This is a genomic window from Vibrio rumoiensis 1S-45 (genome assembly GCF_000286955.2).
Lineage (GTDB): Bacteria > Pseudomonadota > Gammaproteobacteria > Enterobacterales > Vibrionaceae > Vibrio > Vibrio rumoiensis_A.
Genome location: NZ_AJYK02000008.1, coordinates 71808 through 94625, shown reverse-complemented (window position 1 = coordinate 94625; position 22818 = coordinate 71808). Strand labels below are relative to the sequence as shown.

At 40.9% G+C, this 22818-nt stretch carries 15 protein-coding genes; 6 read left to right on the top strand and 9 right to left on the bottom strand.

The window, feature by feature from the left end; genetic code table 11:
- Nucleotides 1-116 precede the first annotated feature (116 nt).
- On the bottom strand, nucleotides 117-1946 hold the full coding sequence (gene typA, locus A1QC_RS01595) for a translational GTPase TypA (RefSeq protein WP_017026623.1): 1830 nt from the start codon (nucleotides 1944-1946) through the stop codon (nucleotides 117-119).
- 554 nt (nucleotides 1947-2500) lie between these two features.
- Here typA and glnA point away from each other — a divergent pair.
- The 5 genes from glnA (at nucleotide 2501) to A1QC_RS01570 (ending at nucleotide 10204) form a co-directional block, all read left to right on the top strand.
- On the top strand, nucleotides 2501-3910 hold the full coding sequence (gene glnA, locus A1QC_RS01590; RefSeq protein ID WP_017026622.1) for a glutamate--ammonia ligase: 1410 nt from the start codon (nucleotides 2501-2503) through the stop codon (nucleotides 3908-3910).
- Between the two features lie 154 nt (nucleotides 3911-4064).
- A complete protein-coding gene (locus A1QC_RS01585) occupies nucleotides 4065-4667 on the top strand; it encodes a DUF4124 domain-containing protein (RefSeq protein ID WP_017026621.1) in 603 nt (200 codons plus the stop codon).
- A 164-nt stretch (nucleotides 4668-4831) separates the two neighbouring features.
- Nucleotides 4832-5920: a nitrogen regulation protein NR(II) gene (gene glnL, locus A1QC_RS01580; protein WP_017026620.1), complete on the top strand. Its 1089-nt coding sequence runs from the start codon at nucleotides 4832-4834 to the stop codon at nucleotides 5918-5920.
- A gap of 48 nt (nucleotides 5921-5968) precedes the next feature.
- Entirely contained in the window at nucleotides 5969-7381 is a 1413-nt protein-coding gene (glnG, locus tag A1QC_RS01575; protein ID WP_017026619.1) for a nitrogen regulation protein NR(I), read from the top strand.
- 234 nt (nucleotides 7382-7615) lie between these two features.
- Nucleotides 7616-10204, top strand: coding sequence for a bifunctional diguanylate cyclase/phosphodiesterase (locus A1QC_RS01570; RefSeq protein WP_017026618.1), 2589 nt, complete (start codon nucleotides 7616-7618; stop codon nucleotides 10202-10204).
- Between the two features lie 168 nt (nucleotides 10205-10372).
- Here the strand turns inward: A1QC_RS01570 and hemN are convergent, their stop codons facing one another.
- The 4 genes from hemN to A1QC_RS01550 all read right to left on the bottom strand — a co-directional run bounded on the left by hemN (nucleotide 10373) and on the right by A1QC_RS01550 (nucleotide 14186).
- The gene (gene hemN, locus A1QC_RS01565) at nucleotides 10373-11746 is read right to left on the bottom strand and encodes an oxygen-independent coproporphyrinogen III oxidase (RefSeq protein WP_017026616.1); all 1374 of its coding nucleotides are present in this window, start codon (nucleotides 11744-11746) and stop codon (nucleotides 10373-10375) included.
- 119 nt (nucleotides 11747-11865) lie between these two features.
- Nucleotides 11866-12354 carry a DUF2489 domain-containing protein gene (locus A1QC_RS01560; RefSeq protein WP_017026614.1) on the bottom strand — a complete coding sequence of 163 codons (489 nt, stop codon included), beginning with the start codon at nucleotides 12352-12354 and terminating at the stop codon, nucleotides 11866-11868.
- A 52-nt stretch (nucleotides 12355-12406) separates the two neighbouring features.
- Nucleotides 12407-12988, bottom strand: a complete 582-nt coding sequence (gene yihI, locus A1QC_RS01555) for a Der GTPase-activating protein YihI (RefSeq protein WP_017026613.1) — start codon at nucleotides 12986-12988, stop codon at nucleotides 12407-12409.
- Nucleotides 12989-13568: 580 nt separating this feature from the next.
- Entirely contained in the window at nucleotides 13569-14186 is a 618-nt protein-coding gene (locus A1QC_RS01550) for a c-type cytochrome (protein ID WP_017026612.1), read from the bottom strand.
- Between the two features lie 157 nt (nucleotides 14187-14343).
- Here A1QC_RS01550 and yihA point away from each other — a divergent pair, with 157 nt between their 5' ends.
- Nucleotides 14344-15036 carry a ribosome biogenesis GTP-binding protein YihA/YsxC gene (gene yihA / locus A1QC_RS01545; RefSeq protein ID WP_017026611.1) on the top strand — a complete coding sequence of 231 codons (693 nt, stop codon included), beginning with the start codon at nucleotides 14344-14346 and terminating at the stop codon, nucleotides 15034-15036.
- 816 nt (nucleotides 15037-15852) lie between these two features.
- Here the strand turns inward: yihA and polA are convergent.
- The 4 genes from polA to recQ all read right to left on the bottom strand — a co-directional run bounded on the left by polA (nucleotide 15853) and on the right by recQ (nucleotide 22575).
- Nucleotides 15853-18672: a DNA polymerase I gene (polA, locus tag A1QC_RS01540; protein WP_017026610.1), complete on the bottom strand. Its 2820-nt coding sequence runs from the start codon at nucleotides 18670-18672 to the stop codon at nucleotides 15853-15855.
- Nucleotides 18673-19517: 845 nt separating this feature from the next.
- Entirely contained in the window at nucleotides 19518-20255 is a 738-nt protein-coding gene (locus tag A1QC_RS01535) for a 7-cyano-7-deazaguanine/7-aminomethyl-7-deazaguanine transporter (RefSeq protein ID WP_017026608.1), read from the bottom strand.
- 212 nt (nucleotides 20256-20467) lie between these two features.
- Nucleotides 20468-20773, bottom strand: coding sequence for a DUF3630 family protein (locus tag A1QC_RS01530; RefSeq protein ID WP_017026607.1), 306 nt, complete (start codon nucleotides 20771-20773; stop codon nucleotides 20468-20470).
- Nucleotides 20774-20775: 2 nt separating this feature from the next.
- A complete protein-coding gene (gene recQ, locus A1QC_RS01525; protein WP_050990346.1) occupies nucleotides 20776-22575 on the bottom strand; it encodes an ATP-dependent DNA helicase RecQ in 1800 nt (599 codons plus the stop codon).
- Nucleotides 22576-22818 lie beyond the last annotated feature (243 nt).

Below are 22818 nucleotides of genomic sequence, written 5' to 3'. Positions count from 1 at the left end.
CCTAATAATTACCATTGAATTACTGGTATTGATATTACATAAAAAGCCATTCTACAGACACAAAAAAGCCGATGTCATCACAACATCGGCTTTTGGGTTAATAACTTAAAGCAATATTACTTAGGAGCACGACCGGCACGCTTACGTTCATTTTCAGTCAAATGACGCTTACGAATACGGATGCTTTCTGGTGTTACTTCTACTAGTTCATCATCATCGATGAATTCTAGAGCTTGCTCTAGAGTGAACTTGATCGCAGGAGAAAGCGTTTGAGCTTCATCAGTACCAGATGCACGTACGTTGGTTAGCTGCTTACCTTTCAAACAGTTAACGGTTAAGTCGTTGTTACGGTTATGGATACCGATAACTTGACCTTCGTAAACTTCATCTGCGTGTTCTGCAAATAAACGACCACGCTCTTGCAAGTTAAACAATGCGTACGTTAATGCTTTACCAGTTGCGTTAGAAACTAATACACCGTTACTACGTTGACCAATTACGCCACCTTTATGGTCGTCGTAACGCTCAAACGTATGGTAAAGAAGACCAGAACCTGAAGTTAGTGTTAGGAATTCCGTTTGGAAACCAATCAAGCCACGAGAAGGCATGTAGAAGTCCATACGAACACGGCCTTTACCATCTGGTGCCATATCAGTCAGCTCACCTTTACGGATACCGATGTTTTCCATAATGCCACCTTGGTGCTCTTCAAGCACATCGATAGTCACTTTTTCAAACGGTTCCATTAGTTTGCCATCAATTTCTTTCTCGATAACTTCAGGACGTGATACCGCTAGCTCGAAGCCTTCACGACGCATGTTTTCGATTAGAATTGAAAGGTGAAGTTCACCACGACCTGATACTTTGAATTTATCTGGGTTGTCAGTTTGCTCAACGCGTAATGCTACGTTGTGTACTAATTCTTTTTCTAGACGCTCAAGGATGTTACGTGAAGTCACGAACTTACCTTCTTTACCCGCAAACGGAGAAGTGTTTACTTGGAATGTCATGGTTACTGTTGGTTCATCAACAGAAAGTGGTGTCATTGCTTCAACATTGTTGATATCACAAATGGTGTCAGAGATTTTCAGCTCACCTAAACCAGTAATCGCAATGATATCTCCCGCGTTTGCTTGATCCACTTCGTGACGCTCAAGACCTAGATAACCAAGAACTGTACCAACTTTACCGTTACGCTTCTTACCATCAGCACCGACAATCGTTACTTGTTGGTTTGGTTTAACACTACCACGAGTCACACGACATACGCCGATAACACCAACATAAGAGTTGTAATCAAGTTGAGACACTTGCATTTGCAGTGCGCCTTCGATATCAACATTTGGGCATTCAACATTATCAACAACCGCTTGGAATAATGGTTGCATATCTTCGCCAACGACACCTTCGTCCATGGATGCCCAGCCATTTAATGCTGATGCATAAACCACTTTAAAGTCTAGTTGTTCATCCGTTGCGCCTAAGTTATCAAACAAATCAAAGATTTGATCCATAACCCAATCAGGACGAGAACCAGGACGGTCAACTTTGTTGATAACTACAATTGGTTTTAAACCGTGAGCAAATGCTTTTTGTGTTACAAAGCGAGTTTGTGGCATTGGGCCATCAACCGCATCAACGATAAGCAATACAGAGTCAACCATAGACATGATACGTTCCACTTCACCACCGAAATCGGCGTGTCCAGGGGTGTCTACGATGTTAATGCGGTAGTCATTCCAGTTAATAGCGGTGTTTTTCGCTAGGATGGTAATACCACGTTCTTTTTCAATATCGTTTGAGTCCATGACGCGCTCTTCAGCTTCACCACGAGATTCAAGTGTTCCTGATTGCTGTAATAGCTTATCAACCAAAGTCGTTTTACCGTGGTCAACGTGCGCGATAATCGCGATATTTCTTAACTTATCAATCTGTGGAGTAGTCATGGAATTCGATTCACTTATAAAAGACACCCAGACAGTGGGTGAACTTGATTAAAAAAACGGTCGTAAATGTACCAGATTTTAGAAAAAAACCTAGAAATATGTGATCAAAGTGGCGATTATTTACTCTTTTTTTTCAATTTAATCACTTAATCGCCATTCGGATGTAAGTAAATCAAGTCTATACCAATAAAGCATCGCTTTGGGTTTATTTATCTCTATTCGTAAAAACTCGGTCTGATCGCCATAAACTCGATTGACAAACGATCAAATTCTCGGCTGAATAGAGGGGTTATTTAACCGATTGCATCAGGATAGCGCAAAGAGCACCAATTCCGTGCATATACGCACCATTTAAGTGCACAAGGTTGCACCTTGTTGGATTTTATAACTTTAGTTCTTTGATTTTAAAGGATTTATTTTTTTGGCACGATTCTAGCTAGACTATAAGCATCATTGATTACTTATTAAAAGAATCAAGATCGCTTAAAGCACACATTCAATGTAAAACGCTTTAATCGCTCAAACAGTATTAATAACACCGGAGGTTATCCAAGATGTCAGTAGAAAACGTACTCTCTCTGATCACAGAAAACGAAGTTAAGTTTGTTGACCTGCGCTTTACTGATACAAAAGGTAAAGAACAGCACATTTCTATTCCTGCACACCAAGTAGATGCTGACTTCTTTGAAGACGGCAAAATGTTTGATGGCTCTTCAGTTGCTGGCTGGAAAGGCATTAACGAATCTGACATGGTGATGATGCCTGACGCTTCAAGCGCAGTTCTTGACCCATTCACGGAAGACTCAACGCTAAATATCCGTTGTGACATTCTTGAGCCTGCAACCATGCAAGGCTACGATCGTGACCCACGTTCAATCGCAAAACGCGCTGAAGACCACATGCGTGCAGCAGGCTTTGCTGACACCGTTCTTGTTGGTCCAGAACCAGAATTCTTCCTATTTGATGACATCAAATACGGTAACGACATCTCTGGCGCTTTCTTCAAAATTGATGACGTAGAAGCGGCTTGGAACTCAGGCACTGAATACGAAGGCGGTAACAAAGGTCACCGTCCTGGCGTTAAAGGCGGTTACTTCCCAGTAGCACCTGTTGATTCATCTCAAGACATTCGTTCTGCTATGTGTTTAATCATGGAAGAAATGGGTCTTGTGGTTGAAGCACATCACCATGAAGTAGCAACAGCTGGCCAAAACGAAATCGCAACTCGTTTTAACACGCTAACTGAAAAAGCGGATGAGATTCAAATCTACAAGTATGTTGTTCATAACGTTGCTCACGCATACGGTAAAACAGCGACTTTCATGCCTAAACCATTAGTTGGCGATAACGGTTCTGGTATGCACGTTCACATGTCTCTTGCTAAAGATGGTGTCAACCTATTTGCTGGCGACAAGTACGGTGGCCTTTCTGAGATGGCGCTTTACTACATCGGCGGTATCATCAAGCATGCGCGTGCAATCAACGCCTTTGCTAACCCATCGACTAACTCATACAAGCGTCTTGTCCCAGGATTTGAAGCACCAGTTATGCTTGCATACTCTGCACGTAACCGTTCAGCTTCTATTCGTATCCCAGTGGTACCAAGCCCGAAAGCACGTCGTATCGAAGCTCGCTTCCCAGATCCAGCGGCTAACCCATACCTAGCGTTTGCAGCGCTACTAATGGCTGGCCTTGACGGTATTAAGAACAAGATCCACCCTGGCGATGCTATGGATAAAGACTTGTACGACCTACCAGCTGAAGAAGCAGCAGAAATCCCGAAAGTTGCGGAATCTCTAGAAATCGCGCTTAAAGCACTAGACGACGATCGTGAGTTCTTAACTGCTGGCGGCGTATTCTCTGATGATTTCATTGATTCTTACATCAAGCTGAAATCTAAAGATGTTGAGCGCGTAAACATGGCTGTTCACCCACTTGAGTTTGAACTGTACTACTCAGTTTAATTCTCGTAGGTTTACACCTGCAGATTTATTTCTGTAACAGTGTAAGAAATACGAAAATTTTAGGCTCGCCTCTCAGGTGAGCCTTTTTTTTATTGAGGTTAAAACATCATCACTTAATCTATACCTTATATAAATTCAATCGAGGTCATTTATTGTGCTCATTATCAAACGTTCACACATCTTATTATTTTTGATCTCATCGATGCCTATTCATTTTGCCGCGGCCAATGAAATTTATAAGTGGACAGACAGTAAAGGCATTTTGCATTTTAGTGATACACCGCCACCAGAGCAGGTTAAAAATGAAGAAAGACTCAAATTGCCCGATATTAAAGCACCTGCGCCAGCCCCTCAATATGGCAGCAGTTCAACTATCGACAAGCCGATAGACACACCAGACACCACTTTAAGCGCGGCGATGACTGCATTACCAGCCATACCAGAGAACATGGAACCAACCGAGACCAAAAAAATATCGCTCAACATTACCAACTTGACTGAGAATCAAACCATCCGCAGCAATCGAGGCATCATCGCGGTGCAAGTGGCTTTAAACCGTAAGCTCGGTATTGGTGAACATTTACAGTTAATGCTAGATACGCAACCTTATGGCGCACCACAAACAACATTATTATGGGAATTAGAAAATATAAATCGAGGCGCCCACACCTTTTCAGTGAATGTTGTCGAAAGCGGCAAGGTTATTGCATCATCCAATCCAATCACGGTGCACTTACATAGAACCACCGTGAAGTAATGGCATGATAAACAATAAACATCAAAACTTACCGCAAGCACAGCCCTACTAGGCTTTGTATCCGAGTATTTAACGAGTTTCTTTTTTTATTTGTACTGATTTTTATCATGCCCCATACTGACGCTTATTAGTGCACCATTTAGGTGCAATAAATAGGATTGAGCATGATGACACCTTATTCAAACAACAGTAATGCACTAGCAGCCGACATTCTTGGCAATTTAGTTACCGCTACTTTATTGTTGGATGACAAACTGACGATTCACTACGCCAACCCTTCTGCAGAGCAATTATTTTCTCAAAGTGCGAAAAGGCTACATCGCCAACCTTTATCCGAGTTAATTCAACACGCCTCGATGGATCTCGCTTTATTTACTCAACCACTGCAAAGTGGCCAAAGTATTACCGACAGCGACGTTACCTTTGTGATTAACGGTAAACCGATTTTATTAGAAGTCACCGCTAGCCCTTTATCACTTAAATCTGAACATCGACAAGATTTGATGCTGTTAGTTGAAATTCGAAAAATTGACTCACAACGCCGCCTAAGCCAAGAATTGAATCAACATGCTCAGCAGCAAGCCGCTAAATTATTAGTACGTGGGCTGGCTCATGAGATCAAAAATCCATTAGGCGGATTAAGAGGCGCAGCACAATTACTTGGCAGAATGCTTCCTGATCCAAGTTTGAATGAATATACCCAGATTATTATCGAACAAGCTGATCGCTTAAGAGCTTTAGTCGATCGCTTGCTTGGCCCTCAAAAACCCGGTAAGAAAAGCCCGGTAAACTTACATGAAGTATTAGAAAAGTCTCGCCAATTAGTGGAATTGGAGTTTGGTAATCAAGTCATCATAGAACGAGACTACGATCCAAGCATGCCACACATTGTGATGGATGCCGATCAAATGGAGCAAGCGTTCCTCAATATCACCAGTAATGCCGCTCAAATATTAGCTAACCAACCTGATGGGACGATCAGTATTCGTACCAGAACCGTTTATCAAGCCAATATTCATGGCCACCGACACAAGTTAGTCGCAAGGATAGAGATCTGCGATAACGGCCCCGGCATTTCCAGTGAATTACAAGACACCTTATTTTACCCAATGGTCAGTGGCCGCGAAGGTGGCACAGGATTAGGTCTGTCTATTTCACAAAATATAATCGACCAACACAACGGTAAAATAGACGTTGAAAGTTGGCCTGGTCATACCGTTTTTACGATTTATTTACCAATCCAAACGGTGTGATGAATCATGTTGAACCTCGTTATCGAACTTGCGCAAGGAATATAGGATATGAGTAAAGGATTTGTATGGGTCGTAGATGATGACAGCTCAATCCGATGGGTATTAGAAAAAACACTCTCTTCTGCCAATATACATTGCGAAACCTTCGCCGATGCAGAAAGTGTTTTATTGTCACTAGAAAAAGAAACGCCGGATGTTTTAATCTCAGATATTCGAATGTCGGGTATGGATGGCCTTGCCTTGTTAAAACAAATACAAGGTAGCCACCCTGATCTTCCAGTGATTATTATGACAGCACATTCAGATCTCGATGCTGCGGTTAATGCTTATCAAACAGGTGCCTTCGAATACCTTCCAAAGCCATTTGATATTGATGAAACCTTAACCTTAGTTGAACGTGCAATTGCTCACAGCCACGAGCAACGTAAAGCCACGCCAACCGAAGAGGCTATCCAGTCAGTAACGCCAGAAATTTTAGGCGAAGCACCAGCAATGCAAGAAGTCTTTCGGGCAATTGGACGGCTTTCTCGCTCTTCAATCTCAGTGCTTATTAACGGTGAATCAGGAACAGGTAAAGAGCTAGTAGCCCATGCGCTTCATCGTCATAGTCCTCGCTCGAAAAACCCTTTTATTGCTTTAAACATGGCGGCGATTCCAAAAGATTTAATTGAATCAGAGCTTTTTGGGCATGAAAAAGGGGCATTTACCGGAGCAAACAGTGTTCGCCAAGGGCGTTTTGAACAAGCCAATGGAGGGACATTGTTTTTAGATGAAATTGGCGATATGCCACTCGATATTCAAACTCGTTTGCTACGGGTGCTTGCCGATGGGCAATTCTACCGCGTTGGTGGGCACGCACCGGTGAGCGTCGATGTCCGTATTATTGCCGCCACGCATCAGAACCTTGAAAAATTGGTCAATGATGGTGATTTCCGTGAAGATTTATTTCATCGCTTAAATGTTATACGTGTCCATATTCCAGCCTTGCGTGAACGCCGCCAAGATATAGAAAGACTGGCAACACATTTTCTCGGTCGCGCAGCAGATGAACTTGGTGTGGATGTAAAGACTCTTCATCCAGCCACAGTAGAAAAGCTCAATCAACTACCTTGGCCTGGTAATGTTCGTCAATTAGAAAATATTTGTCGTTGGTTAACCGTGATGGCAAGTGGCAGTGAAGTACTACCGAGCGATCTTCCTGCCGAATTGGTCAATGAAAAACGCCACACAAGCAATGATCAAAGCTCAGGCTCTTGGCAACAACAACTCGGCATTTGGGCGCAACAAGCCTTAGTTAACGGTGAATCCGAATTATTGACCGTTGCTCAGCCCGAATTTGAACGTATATTGCTACAAACTGCCCTCAATCATACTAATGGGCACAAACAAGACGCTGCAAAATTATTAGGCTGGGGAAGAAATACACTCACCAGAAAATTAAAAGAATTGCAGATCCCATAATTCAGCTACAAAACCGCCAGACCAAACTATAATCAAATTATTTAGTATATATAAGGGAATGCGCATATGGTCTGGCGTTCCATCCATAGTAAAAATCAAACAATATAGATGAACACAAAATCTGCAATAATTTGATTAAATACCCACAAAACTCGTTTGCATTCAGTTTTAATTCAACCAACATCAGGTACACTTAGACTTATTTTGTTTCAGTTTTTTTCTTGCGAGTTCCGAATGACTTTTCCTCGTTTATCATTGCGCACTGCGGTTATTTTGCCATTTACGATTGTGCTAGTGATCACTATGTTGATCATCACCGTGGTGCAAAAAATGACCTATGAAAAAATGTTGCAGGAAATGAGCCAAAAGCAGCTCACCAGTATTTCTCAAAATATTGAATCTAACTTATTGTCCTTCCTCCATGCCCCTTTTAAAGTCAGTATCGCCCTCAGTGAGGCTATTTCATATAACAATCTCTACGAAGAAAAAGATGTTTCCCGCCTCACTGATTTTTTCCGTTTAACCTACAGCAGTTTAGAAAGCCACATCCCACAATTAGATTCACTCGCTTTTGGTGGCCAAGCATTTGGACAGTATGTAGGCCTACGACGTGAAAAAAATCATGATTTCTCCCTCTTAATAAAAGATCACAAAACCAATAATAGCTTGCTGGTCTACCATGGAAAAACCAGAGATTCAGATGTTCTTTTTAGTGTTAACGATTACGAACCTCGCGTTCGTCCTTGGTACGCTCCGGTTGCTGAAACCCTAGAACCTATGTGGTCCGATCCTTATACCAACAATGATGACCGACAAGAAGTGACACTTTCTGCCTTAACTCCTGTAATGAAAGGCACTGAACTGGTTGGTGTACTTTCCGCAGACGTAAAATTAAATAGCTTCGATGAATTTTTAGCAGAACAAAAGAAAAGAGATAATTCCTCAATTTTTATCTTTGATCAGAATAAACAACTGATTGCTCATTCCGATATTGAAAACTCGATAATTTCAAAAAAAGAGCCTAAAAGTAACAATAAAAATCCATTATCAATCACAGGTAAGCGTATAACGATTACCGAAAGTGCCGATCCCATCATTAGAGCGACAGCCAATCAAATTATTAATAAAGAAAACGAACATTCAAACCAATCAATCATGGTTTTTTATGTTGGTGGTAAACGCTATTTTTCCTACGTTGGACCATTCGTTGATGACAATAAGTTAAACTGGACTATTGCTGTCACGTTACCTGAATCCGAGTTACTGGGAGACTTACCTGCTAAGCAACAAAAAGCACTACTTTTTGGTTTCTTGATCTGTCTAATTGCTTCCGCGATAGGCTTTGTTGTGTTTAATACCATTACCAAACCTATCAATGAAACAGCAAAAGCCGCTCGCCAATTAGCAAAAGGAAACTGGAATACCTCTATCCCTAACTATGGCTACATCGAAGAAACCACAACACTGGTAAAGTCTTTCACTGAAATGGCCAATAACCTAAAAGCTTCATTTGAAGCTCTGAGAATTCAATTAACTTATGACTCTTTGACTCATACTTACAGCAGGCAAGGATTAATTGAAGCCAGTAAGAACACCAAGAGTAAAAAAGCAGGTACCCTATTCATCATCGGATTAGAACGCTTCAGAGATATTAACGACAGCTTAGGTCACATGCGTGGCGATCAAGTGCTGATTATTATTAGTGAAAGACTCAAATCATTAATTCCAAGCCACTACAATTTAGCTAGAATCGGTGGTGATGAATTTGCCATTCATGCCGTCGATCTTCATGATACAAAAGATATCAACTCATTTGTTTATCTTCTGAAACAACAATTTATTTCGCCGATAAAAATGGGAGCAGAGCACGTCTTAATCACGCCAATTATCGGCCATTCCAGCACACCGATCGATTCGAATATCGAATATTGGTTACGCAATGCCAGTATTGCTCAAAGCTTTGCTAAAAAAGAACCGCTGCGTATTTCAGCTTACCAACCAAAAATGGCAGAAGATTCATTAAAACGAACCCAAAATATAGCAAAAATCACTCAAGCCATCAAAAACAAAGAGTTTATTGCTTATTACCAACCCATCATCGATTTAAGTACTAACAAAACCATTGGTGCAGAAGCCCTAGCTCGATGGGTATCACCAAAGGAAGGGATCATTTCACCACTTGAATTTATTCCTATTGCAGAAAAATACGGATTAATTTACCAAATTGGCTATCAAATTCTACTGCAAGCATGCTGTGATACTAAACGTTGTATTGATCAAGGGGTCTGGCCTGAAAGCTTTCATATACACGTAAATGTTTCCGTCCATCAATTGGGCATCCCTACCTTTATCAATGAATTAGAAGATATTTTGGAGATTAGTCAACTCAGTGTTCATAACCTTACTTTAGAGATTACTGAATCTAATATTGTTGATAACGACCCTATTGTTTTAGACAATATTACTGCTGTTCGCAAGATGGGCGTCAAGATTGCTATTGATGATTTTGGTACCGGGTATTCATCATTATCTTACTTACACCAAATGCCATTTGACTGCCTAAAAATAGATCTTTCCTTTGTTCAAATATTAACTAAAGAAAATGCACAATCATCCATTGCCGCCGCTATTTTAGGTATGACTAAAGGATTGGATATTGTTATTGTTTCCGAAGGGGTGGAAACCCAAGAGCAAGCCGACATATTAAAAAACCTAGGTTGCCAACAAGCGCAAGGTTATCTGTATAGTAAACCGCTACCACTAGAAGATTGGACGCATCAATTCCATATTAACCATGACTCAAGTCGCAATAAATTAGAGTAAATAATACCAATACCAGTAATGGCTTAATTTCTCTTTCTGGAATTGGAGGCTGAGATCAAAAAAGCGATGCTAGAGTTCATCTAACATCGCTTTTTATCACTTAAGCCATTGTACTGTATTTAAACACTACGCTTCGCAATCTTACCTTAACTTTAGAATTAATCTGAACTAGATCACTCGAGAAAATTGTTGCTGGCGAGCTCGGCTGCGTAGGTATTTATCAAAACACATACAGATATTACGAATCAGCAATCTTCCTCGTAGCGTTACCTTAATGTGTGATTCACTCATTTCAACCAGTTCATCATCAATAAAGGTTTGTAGCAAACCTAGATCATCTTGGAAGTATTGTTCAAAGCGTAAATTGAACGCTTTCTCAATCTGATTTTTATCTAGGGTAAAGTTACAGATAAGCTGTTTGATCACTTCACGTCGGATAAGATCATCTTGATCCAATACCACACCGCGCCATAACGCTTGACGTTGCTCGTCAACTTGAGCGTAATATTTCTTCAGCTCTTTTTGATTCTGTGCGTAACTATTGCCAACCATTGAAATAGACGACACACCAAAGCCGATTAAGTCACAGTTACCTTGTGTGGTATAACCTTGAAAATTTCGGTGCAATACACCTTCTCTTTGCGCGACAGCAAGTTCATCATCTGGTAAGGCAAAGTGATCCATACCGATGAATTGATACCCAGCGCCAGTTAAGGTGTTAATGGTGTATTGGAGGATTTCCATTTTTTGCTCAGCAGAAGGCATATCCTCTTCTTTCAACTTTGCTTGCGCGGCAAACAGTTGTGGCATATGAGCATAATTAAAAATAGATAAACGACCAGGTTGCATCGCCAATACTTTCTCCAGTGTATTTGAGAAAGTCGCTAATGTTTGCTTAGGCAGTCCATAAATCAAATCTAAATTGGTTGAACGAAAACCGAGTTGTTTGGCCTTTTCAACCATAGCCACAATAAAGTCTTCATCTTGCTCGCGGTTAACCAATTGTTGAACTTCTTTATCAAAATCTTGTACACCGATACTCAGACGATTGAAGCCTTCATTGCGCAAGTGATCCAGCATATCAAGCTCAATTTCACGCGGATCAACTTCAATACTCACTTCCGCATCTTGAGTAAAGGTGAACTCGCTCCGCAGCACGGTCATAATGCGAGTCATTTGAATTTTAGTCAGGAATGTCGGCGTACCACCACCAAAATGTAACTGGCTAACTTGTCGCTGGCGAATTAATGGTGCACGTTCACGGATTTCTTGAATAAGAATTTGTAGGTAATCATCCGCTTTATGTTGATGGCGAGTAATCACTTTATTGCAGCCACAGTAGTAACAAAGCTTGTGACAAAAAGGAATATGGATATAAAGCGATAACGGACGATCAGGATAATCAGCATAAGCCATATCAAGATCAGAAATGGTAAACGCTTCGTGAAATTCAACGGCTGTTGGATAAGAAGTGTAACGCGGACCAGAATAGTTATATTTCTCTAGCATCGCTTGATCCCAAACAATTTGCTCTTTCAACATGTTTATTACCACTTAAATTCTAAACGACAAAGCTCACTAACTAAGTGAGCTTACTATGAATATCTGTTATCCGCGAATATTGATATACCAATAAAGGTGTAAATGCAGTTCAACTTGTTCTATATCATTTTTATTGGGATCTGATTATTAAGAGGTTCGATTTTTTGTTTTAATTGAGTCAGTTCTTTCAATATATCATCCGTTAGGCGAGCTTCAGCTTTTTGTCGTTCCAATGTCTGTTTCATTCGAACTTTCTTTTCTAGCTGTTGGCGCTCTTCACCACGCCCCATGTCTTTTACAATATTATACAACTCATAAATGGCTGGGTAATCTACTGAAAAATCAACACGGTCGTCACCTTGAACATAGTCCATTATGCAATAAACACGAATGACGATTTCAGATAAATCGCATTGCTGCTGCATGCCCGCTTTACATAGAGTAGAAACGTTTTCAAAAATATTGTTATTACGCTTTTCTATTGCTATTTGCTGTTGAATTTCAATTAATTGCTTTTGTTTTTTTATTTTGATTAGCAAAAAACCAGCATAGCTGGCTAAGGCAACAATAATGATGGCTCCAACAATAGCTAACAATACGATAGGCATGACATTCCTTTCAAGAAACACCCTTACTGCTCATCAGTAAAGGTGATAAGTGTTATTTAAAATCGTTTAAATCCAAATCTTCAAACTGCGACAATAAATCCTCATCTGAAGCAGGCTTTTTCGATTTCTTCGGACTTGATTCTTGTTTGAACTCAGGTTCAAAGTTTGGTTCCGATTCTATCTCGTCTTCTTCATCGTCGTAAATACCCAGTTGCTTCATCAATATTTCTAAGCGATCAAGTTTTTGGTCAACGAAAGTTTGTAAACCAGCACCTAATTTTTCACCATTTTCCAAGCGATCAATCAAGACATTCAATTGAGGATCATTTTGAATAGCCTCAAGCTCTTGCTGCGCATTCAATTTACGCTGTTGCTTATTTGGTTTTGCTTTTGCTTCCACAACAAGAGGAATCAACTTTTTACTACCATGACGAGGATCTTTCGATTGCCCTCTATTGCCCGAATGACGTTCATCCGAACCATCTGAATGACGGCTACCTGATTTTAAGCCTTTACGCTTATTCGCACGCTTTCTTAAACGCCCTTCCACATCCGATTCAGAACGGTTGCGAGTAACAATCAGCTCTTCACTGCCTGTAGAACCTGGTTTTCTAGATTTTTTATTACGTGACATTCTTTATTTTCCTATCGTAAAGGTCGCCATTTATCACTGCGCCTTTTTCAGTAACATGACATCATTACTGATAAATTCAAGCTCAAGTTAATCACCACTCGGATTTTCTTATACCGGCGATGTCAACTCGTCAATTTCGCTATATCTAGGTGATCAAAATGAAGGTGGCAACATCATATTTTGCCTATCTCACCTAAACGTTAGGGGTATTTTAAAAAGATCATACATTGATTTTCTGTCGGTGCCACAACGCATTTTTGAGAATTCTAGCGTTGAAATACCACAATCGTTTTGAAAGTACTGACAATGCTCATCTTCAACATAAGCATCAGTTTGATGGCTTTCACGCAACCGAGTAAATATCCATCAATTTACCCCTTTATCTTAAGGATGCGCAACATACCAGAAATGAAGTTTATAGTGGAGTTTTATTAATCAATTTTAGCAAACATTCCTTAGAATCGCCTAAAACCCATTAAAAAAGCCTTCTTATTGGCATTAAGCAATAAGAAGGCTTTATTTCAAGGTGAGTTTCAATCAAACCAATTCTAATAACCTTGGTTCAAAACACACTGAATGATTAATGCAAACCACCAATGTATTGAGACAAAGTGTCGATTTCGTCATCAGACAAACCTTTAGCCACATCTTGCATCATCTCATTCATATCATTATTACGTTCGCTTGAACGGAACTTGATCAGCTGAGCCTTTACATAATCCGCCTGTTGACCAGAGATTTTAGGGAAACCACCTAACTCCATGCCTTCACCACGAGGGCCATGACAAGCGCTACAAGCAGTTAAACCTTTACTTGCATCACCAGCGAAGTAAAGCGCTTTACCTTTTTCAACTACGCTCTCAGGTGTTGAGCCTTCCGATTGTGGTAAAGAAGCATAATATGCCGACAAATCTTCAATATCTTGATCAGTTAATGGCATCGCCATTGCACTCATAACCGGATCATATCGACCTTGCTTACCACCGCTAGTCATACCCAACTTCAAATCATGTAGCTGTTTTTCAAGATACTTAACATGCTGACCCGCAAGCTTTGGGTATTGCGTGACAACACTATTACCATCTGCACCATGGCAAGCGGCACAAGTGGCTGATTTTTCTTTGCCCGCGTCAATGCTACCTTGCGCCCACACAGAACAACTGGCAATTAAACTAAAAATGAGGACTAATTTTTTCATGACATTCCATTTATAATTATTCGGCTTCCACTACCACGATACACAAGTGTTCATGGTACACTACATTTAGTCTTGCCCCTGACAAGTAAACTAATTGTACACAATTATACATGAAAGCAATCATTCCTCTACAAAAGTGGAGATGGAGTTAACAAATATGGAAAAAATCCATTATCAAAATACCCACTTTATTACGAGTGCCCCAGATATTCGACACCTACCAGAAGATGAAGGCATCGAAGTCGCTTTTGCGGGTCGCTCAAATGCAGGGAAATCCAGTGCTTTAAATCGTCTAACTAATCAAAAGAATTTAGCGAAAACAAGTAAAACACCGGGTCGAACTCAGTTAATTAACTTGTTTAAAGTAACCGAAAATTGCCATATCGTCGATTTACCCGGTTATGGCTTTGCCCAAGTTCCCGTTGAGTTAAAAAAGAAATGGCAGAAATCCTTAGGTGAATATTTGCAAAAACGCGAATGTTTAAAAGGTTTAGTGGTATTAATGGATATTCGTCATCCAATGAAAGATTTGGATCAGCAATTAATTTACTGGGCTGTAGAAGTGAATATTCCGGTACAAGTATTGCTGACTAAAGCCGATAAGCTAAAGCAAGGCCCTCGCAAGGCACAATTGCTTAAAATCCGTGAGGCTTCAATGGCATTTTGTGGTGATGTACAAGTCGATGTCTTTTCATCATTAAAAGGTCTAGGTGTTGATCAATTGCGTAATAAGCTTGATTCATGGTTTGCCCCAGCATTAATGGCAGACGAAACTCTAGAGCAACTTCGTAGAGAAGAACTAACCGAAGAGTTTGCAGAAGAAGAAGTTGATAACAACTTAGACAAGTAAGTGAACTTGGTTCTCTAAATTTTTAACGTTGAATAAGCCGCTAAAACCTTTTAGCGGCTTTTTTATGTTAAGTGGAAAGCCCATTCAAAAGAAAACCCCAAAAGCATGGCGGCCGATGGGGTAAAATAGGAGATAAAAGGAGGTTTTCTTTGTTATGTTTCAAGCATCGTTCAGTTCATCAAAAAACACAAGTTAGCCAAAATAAACACTCCGCTCCCCTTCTTTGAAAATCCATTTATTCACGAAATAAACGACGTGTTTTCATCCATTTCTCAACAAAAACTTGATCTCATTCTCAACCTTGTTTTCAAACGTAAATTAATTTGAATTTCAGTTGAAATTTGCCATCAAAAACTGATCGTTTTACAACAAAGTGAAAATGGTTAGAAATGAATCGTATAAACACAAAGAAATAGAAGCATTAGGCTTAAAAAAAGAGGAGTTTGATATTTATTCAAGCTCTAAACCACTATTGAATCAAGAAAATAAATCAATAAATATCAACATATTATAATCGTTGTATTTTCCTTTTCCACAATAAAAAACGCCCCAGTCAAAAACTGACTGGGGCGGCTGAAACAGCCTAATCCAATAACGTGAAACAAAAGGTCTTAAAGATAGAACATCTTACCTCTGTACCCTACGTCGTTTAATTTACCGTAAATGCCGTTCAGTTCAAAGTTTTTTTGTTCTTTTTTTTCAGTTTTTTTGTCTAAGTAACAAAATAACATAATAAATCATCATCTTATTTCGCATAAAAAAAAGCCACCTCGTGAGGTGGCTCATGTTATTTAGTGTAACAAAAGTAACATGATTCTAATGTGCTTGATCCCAGTTATCTCCATGGCCGAATTCGGCCACTAATGGCACATTTAGCTGAGCAGCCGATTCCATCAGTTTTTGTATTTTTATTTCAATACGCGCTAATTCACTCTCTTTCACTTCAAATACCAGTTCATCGTGTACTTGCATCAGCAATTTTACATCGCCATTCCCTTCCGCTTGAATCCACTGCTCGACGATTAGCATCGCCTTTTTAATAATGTCAGCAGCGGTGCCTTGCATTGGTGCATTGATCGCAGCACGTTCAGCCCCCTTACGACGCATACCATTGCTCGATTTAATTTCTGGTAAATGTAAACGGCGACCAAATAAAGTTTCAACGTAGCCTTGTTCTGTGGCTTGTGAGCGGGTGTCTTCCATATATTGCATGACGCCGGGGTAACGCTCGAAATACACGTCCATGTACTGCTGAGCTTCACCACGAGGAATACCAAGCTGTTTAGCCAGTCCAAAAGCACTCATGCCATAAATTAATCCAAAGTTAATCGCTTTGGCGCGGCGACGCTGCTCCGTCGTCACTTCTTCTATGCTGCATCCCATCACTTCTGCCGCCGTAGCAGAGTGAATATCTTTACCCTGGGCAAACGCATCTAATAAGGCTTTATCACCCGACAAATGCGCCATGATGCGTAATTCAATTTGCGAGTAATCGACCGCGAGAATTTTCCAACCGTGTGGAGCGATGAAGGCTTGACGAATACGACGTCCTTCTTCATTGCGAATTGGAATGTTTTGTAAGTTTGGATCGGTCGAGGATAAACGCCCGGTTGCGGTGACCGCTTGGTGATACGAGGTATGCACACGCCCAGTTTGTGGGTTGATCATTTTCGGCAGTTTATCGGTATAAGTGGTTTTCAATTTCGCTAAACCACGATGCTCCAAGATCAATTTTGGTAATGGGTAATCCAATGCCAACTCTTGTAGCACTTCTTCATTGGTCGATGGGGCGCCCGACGGGGTTTTCTTCACGACCGGCAAACCCATTTTTTCAAATAGGATCGCTTGTAATTGTTTCGGTGAGCTTAAGTTGAATTCTTGCTCCGCCACTTCAAACGCTTTTATCTGCAACTCTTCTAAACGTGCGGCAATCTCATGCGATTGGGTATTAAGAAGCATGTCATCAATCATCACGCCAGTGCGCTCAATACGAGAAATTACCGGCACTAAAGGCACTTCTATCTCTTTATAGATTGAAAGTAGCCCCGGATCTTGCTCTAAGGCAGCTTGTAAGCGGTGATGAAGGCGCAAGGTCACATCGGCATCTTCCGCCGCATAAGGTGCGGCATCATTGATATCGAGCTGATTAAAGGTCAGTTGCTTTTTGCCTTTACCCGCTAATGACTCAAAAGAAATGCAGTTATGTTGCAAGAAGCGGAACGCTAAGCTGTCCATATCATGCTTACCACCTACGCTGTTAAACACGTAAGAAGCCAGCATGGTATCAAACTCAATACCTTGCATGTCGATGTCGTAACGCGCTAATACGCTGGCATCGTACTTTAAGTTTTGACCGACTTTGGCTTGTTTCGGATCTTCTAAGATTGGCTTCAGTTGTTCCAGCACCCAATCACGATCCAGTTGCTGCGGGGCATCTAAGTAATCATGGGCAACCGGCACATAAGCTGCCACGCCTTCTTCGGTAGCAAACGATAAACCCACTAGGTTTGCGACCATATAATCCAAGCTATCGGTTTCGGTATCAAACGCAAACACCTCGGTTGCTTTCAATTTATCTAACCAAGCGAGGAAGACTTCTTTATCGAAAATGGTTTCGTATTGACTACGATCGATATTGGCCGAGCTCATATCCACTTCAAGCGCATCAGCAGTGGTCGCCGATTTGACCGTACTCGGTGAACCAGTAACACTCGAGCGAGCAGCACTTTCACTGGCTTCTATTTTTCCATCGCCGCCATCTAATAATTCATTTAGCCAAGATTTAAACGTCAACTCACCAAACAACTTAATTAATTCATCTTTATTCGGCTCAGCTTTACACAAATCAGTTGGTTGGTAATCCAATTCCACATCGAGTTTTATCGTAGCGAGTTGATAGGACATATCCGCATTGTCTTTATTCTCTAACAATTTTTTCGCCATGGTTTTTGATCCACGGAAAGACAACTCGGCAATTTTATCTAAATTTTGGTAAATCGTGTCTAAACTACCCAAGCCTTGTAATAAAGCGACAGCGGTTTTATCACCTACCCCCGGAACACCGGGAATGTTATCGACTTTATCACCCATCAAGGCTAAGTAATCGATAATCAGCTCTGGCGGCAAGCCAAACTTTTCAATCACGCCATCTCTATCCATCACCACATTGGTCATGGTGTTGATCAAAGTGACATTATCATCCACCAATTGCGCCATATCTTTATCGCCAGTACTGATCAGAACCGGCATACCTTGCTTGGAGGCTTGTGACGATAGTGTACCAATCACATCATCAGCCTCTACACCAGACACACAAATTAGCGGTAACCCCATCGCACGAATAATATTGTGCAAAGGTTCAATTTGATCGCGCAATTCTTGCGGCATTGAAGGACGGTTGGCTTTATATTCTGAGTACATGTCATCGCGGAAGGTTTTGCCTTTGGCATCAAAGATCACCGCAATACGTTCAGAAGAAAATTGTTTCATCATACTGCGCAGCATATTCACAACACCATAAACGGCGTTCGTTTGAATATTGCCATTGTTCATACTTTCAGGGTAAGCGTGAAATGCGCGGTACAAATAAGATGAGCCATCGATAAGGATCAATGAATTGTCAGCAATTGTTGCCATAGTGTCTGATATCCGAGCTGAGGAGAAAACCAATATAATAGCTCTAGAATGCCACGTCTAAGGATTCGGATCCACGCCTATACTTGTTCCTTGGCCTCGCTGCTTGACCTGATTCCGAGACGTTTATCACCTCATTCGCAAATTCAAACCACACCGCTCAAGCTTTCAACAAATAATGCCTCTTAACTGATCATTTTTTTCTATTTTGCCTATTTCATGCACCACAGTGGTGAATAGATCAACGAAACAATGCAACCCACCTGTGGATAACTGTGTTGTTAACTTTTCTTCACAAATTAAAATATTGTCAAGATCTTATACGAAAAATAAATAAAATAGAATTAAAACAATAAGTTAAATTAATATGGATCATCGTTAATTAAAAAGTTATGCGTGGATCCTTTGTGGAAAACAATTGATCACAAGCAATGTTGCGCAAAAATTGTGCCTAATTAATTTAACAAAAGAAAAGATAATCAACGAAGGGAATAAAATCGGTAAGCCTAAAAAAAAGAAAGCGGCACCGAATGGATGCCGCTTAGCAAAAGATGGTTAGATGTAAAAATGAAACACCTACCACGAAAGCTAAATACACTGGAAGCAATGTGAGCAATGTCGTGTCTTAAAGAAACGAAGAATCAAACATCGTAATGCTGTGTTTCTCTTTTCCCTTTCGACGTTGTTAATAATAATCATTCTCATTAATAAATCAAGTCTAAATGAGAAAAAATATCATTTAATTTTTATAAAATGAAAATATTAAAATTAACATGTTGATTAAAAACAAAAAAACCAGAAAAATATTTCTGGCTTCTTAACGGTGGTATTTAAACAGCACATTAACATTACAATGAAGCATTGGCCTCATGCTTGAGTGTTGCAGAGTCAATCGTTGTGAGCTTTTTCATTAAATAATTCAATAATACGCCATACATTGGGACAAACAGTCCTAAGCTGATGATCAGTTTCACACTGTAATCCACCAATGCAATTTCTGTCCAATGCTCAGCCATAAAAGGATCGCTGCTCATATAAAAAGCAATCGAGAAAAAGGCTATGGTGTCTAAAGCGTTGCCAAATAAAGTCGAACAGGTCGGAGCCACCCACCACTGCTTTAATTGGCGCAAGCGGTTAAAGACATGCACATCCATAATTTGACCAAGCAAATACGCCATAAAGCTTGCGATAGCGATCCTAGCAACAAACATATTAAAGACAGCTAACTGCCCTGCCCCTTGAAAGCTGCCTTGGAAAAATAATACCGATAACGCATAAGAAATCACTAAAGCAGGCAACATCACCCAAAAGATTATTTTCCTTGCTATGCCCGCACCAAAAATACGTACTGTAAGGTCTGTGGCTAAGAAGATAAACGGAAAAGTGAACGCGCCCCAAGTGGTGTGTAAACCAAATAAGGTAAAAGGAATTTGAACTAAATAGTTACTCGATGCGATCACAAGCAAATGGAAAAGAACTAACCAAAATAGTGCTTTATTTTGTTGTGGCTTAGAAAAACTAGGTTTGCTAGAAAAAGAGTATTGGGTCGTCTCTGCTTGCGCAGACACAGAGTTTGAACGTGACATATTGTGACCTTTTTTTAGTGTATGGGGGCGAGGGAACCCATAATGACGTGTTAAAAATACAGTGAATAGCTTGACTCAAAGGTCAGACTATCCAGAAAGTTGGCCGATTATACCGAAATGTATTGTCACTTCAACTGTTCGTTTATCAAACAAGTGGCGAGATTTATCACTCGAGTGTTTCGCTGATAATTTTCGCTAGGAAAAATGAGGAACTAGCCTATTCCCATTGCAAATAACTGAGCGAGGTATTGCAGCTCTTCCACCCCTGTTTGTGGCGATAAAGCTTCAATCCACATGGTCTCCGAATAATGCTCGGCACGTAAAAATAGTTGGCAGCCTTCAAAGTCGATCAACCAAGAATGCAGGTCTGCATCGCTTTGAGTTTCAACAACACTGGCCGATAACAAAGACACTAACTTTTCACCTAATGGTGGGTATGAATCAAAATCAAAGCTCGGATTGATTAAAATAATCCGGCCAACTTCAGCATCAAATTCTCGCAGACTAAACATTGCCATGCTTATCTTTCACCTACCGTCAGGTGCTCCTGAATCACATCTAAAAAGGCATCAGCGTATTTTTCAAGCTTACGCTGACCAACACCGTTAACCGCTAACATTTCACCGTAAGAGGTTGGCAGAATATCCGCCATATCCACCAGAGTGGCATCACTGAACACCACATAAGGTGGCAAGCCATCTTCATCGGCAATTGATTTACGCAGTTTACGCAACTTAGCAAACAGCCTTTTATCGTAATTTTTGGTGACCAGTTTGTCATTCTTGGCCGATCGTACCGCGGTATCTAAACGGGGCACCGCTAACTGTAACTCCATATCACCGCGCAATAATGGGCGCGCTTCTTCAGTGAGTTGCAAAGTAGAATTACGAGTAATATTTTGCGTCAACATTCCTTTGTGGATCAACTGGCGCATAATGCTGACCCAGTAATCATGGCTGTGTTCTTTACCAATGCCATAGGTGGTGATCTTGTCATGGCCATTGTCACGCACACGAATATTTTGCATACCGCGCAACACTTCCACCACATAACCGACCCCAAAGCTTTGATTAACCCGATACACACAAGACAAAGCTTTGCGCGCCGCTTCAGTGCCATCAAAATGCTTTGGTGGATCAAGGCAAATATCACAGTTACCACAAGGTTTCGGGCTATATTCACCAAAATAATTGAGCAGCACTTGGCGACGGCAGGTTTGCGCTTCGGCAAAGGCGCTCATGGCATTAAGTTTGTGGGTTTCCACTTGTTTTTGTGGGCCGTCTTCTTTTTCATCCAGCATGCGGCGCAGCCACCCCATATCAGCTGGGTCATACAACATCACCGCTTCAGCCGGTAAGCCATCGCGCCCTGCTCGACCGGTTTCTTGATAATAAGATTCAATATTACGTGGAATATCAAAGTGCAATACAAAACGCACGTTAGGTTTGTTGATCCCCATACCAAAAGCGACCGTGGCAACCACAATTTGAATATCATCTTTTTGAAACGCTTCTTGCACATACGCCCGTTCATCGTTCGCCATACCCGCATGGTATCCAGCGGCTCGAATGTGGTTATTACATAACTTCTCCGTCACCATTTCGACTTTTTTACGGCTGCCACAATAGATAATGCCGCACTGACCTTTTTGGGTCGCCAAGTAACGGATCACTTGTGAAACTGGCTTGTGCTTTTCTAATAAGGTGTAACGAATATTGGGGCGATCAAAACTGCCGAGATACTCAAAAGGTTGATTAAGCTGGAGACGAGAAATGATGTCTTTACGGGTGGCTTCATCTGCCGTGGCGGTTAACGCCATAACCGGTACATGGGGAAAACGTTGTTTAATTTGTCCGAGCAACGCATATTCAGGGCGGAAATCGTGCCCCCACTGTGAAATACAATGCGCTTCATCCACCGCGATCATACTTAGCGGCAAATGTTCTAAACGTTCACTAAAATCACGACTTAAGATGCGTTCTGGTGAGATATACACCATTTTAAGCTGGCCGTTATTCATGCGGTTATACACCCGAATCAACTCTTCTCGCTCCATCGATGAGTTAATGCACTCAGCCGCCACCCCATTGGCTTTTAACTGATCAACTTGATCTTTCATTAAGGAAATCAAAGGAGAAATAACGATGGTTAGGCCAGATTGCAATAACGCCGGCACTTGATAGCACAACGATTTACCGCCACCAGTTGGCATAATCACCAAACTGTCTTGTCCGGCAAGCACGTTATCAATGGCTTGTTGTTGCCCCACTCGAAAGCTTTGGTAACCAAACACGTCTTGTAAAATTTGAGCAGGCGTCATTTCTGATGGCGAGATAGTGTCTGCCGTGTCAATGCTAGATGTTGTTTCAATGCTCGGGGCAATTTCGGGGCTAGGCATGCTATCTCAATCAAAATGGTGGATCAGGGACAGTCAAAATAAAAATCAAACCACGGTAATTGACTGTAAAGCCGCCTATTGTAGTGGGCTTTTCATCCGATTGAAACCAGCAATCGTTAGCATATTTACTTCACGGCAACTTGGGTATTCCTGTAATTCATTAGG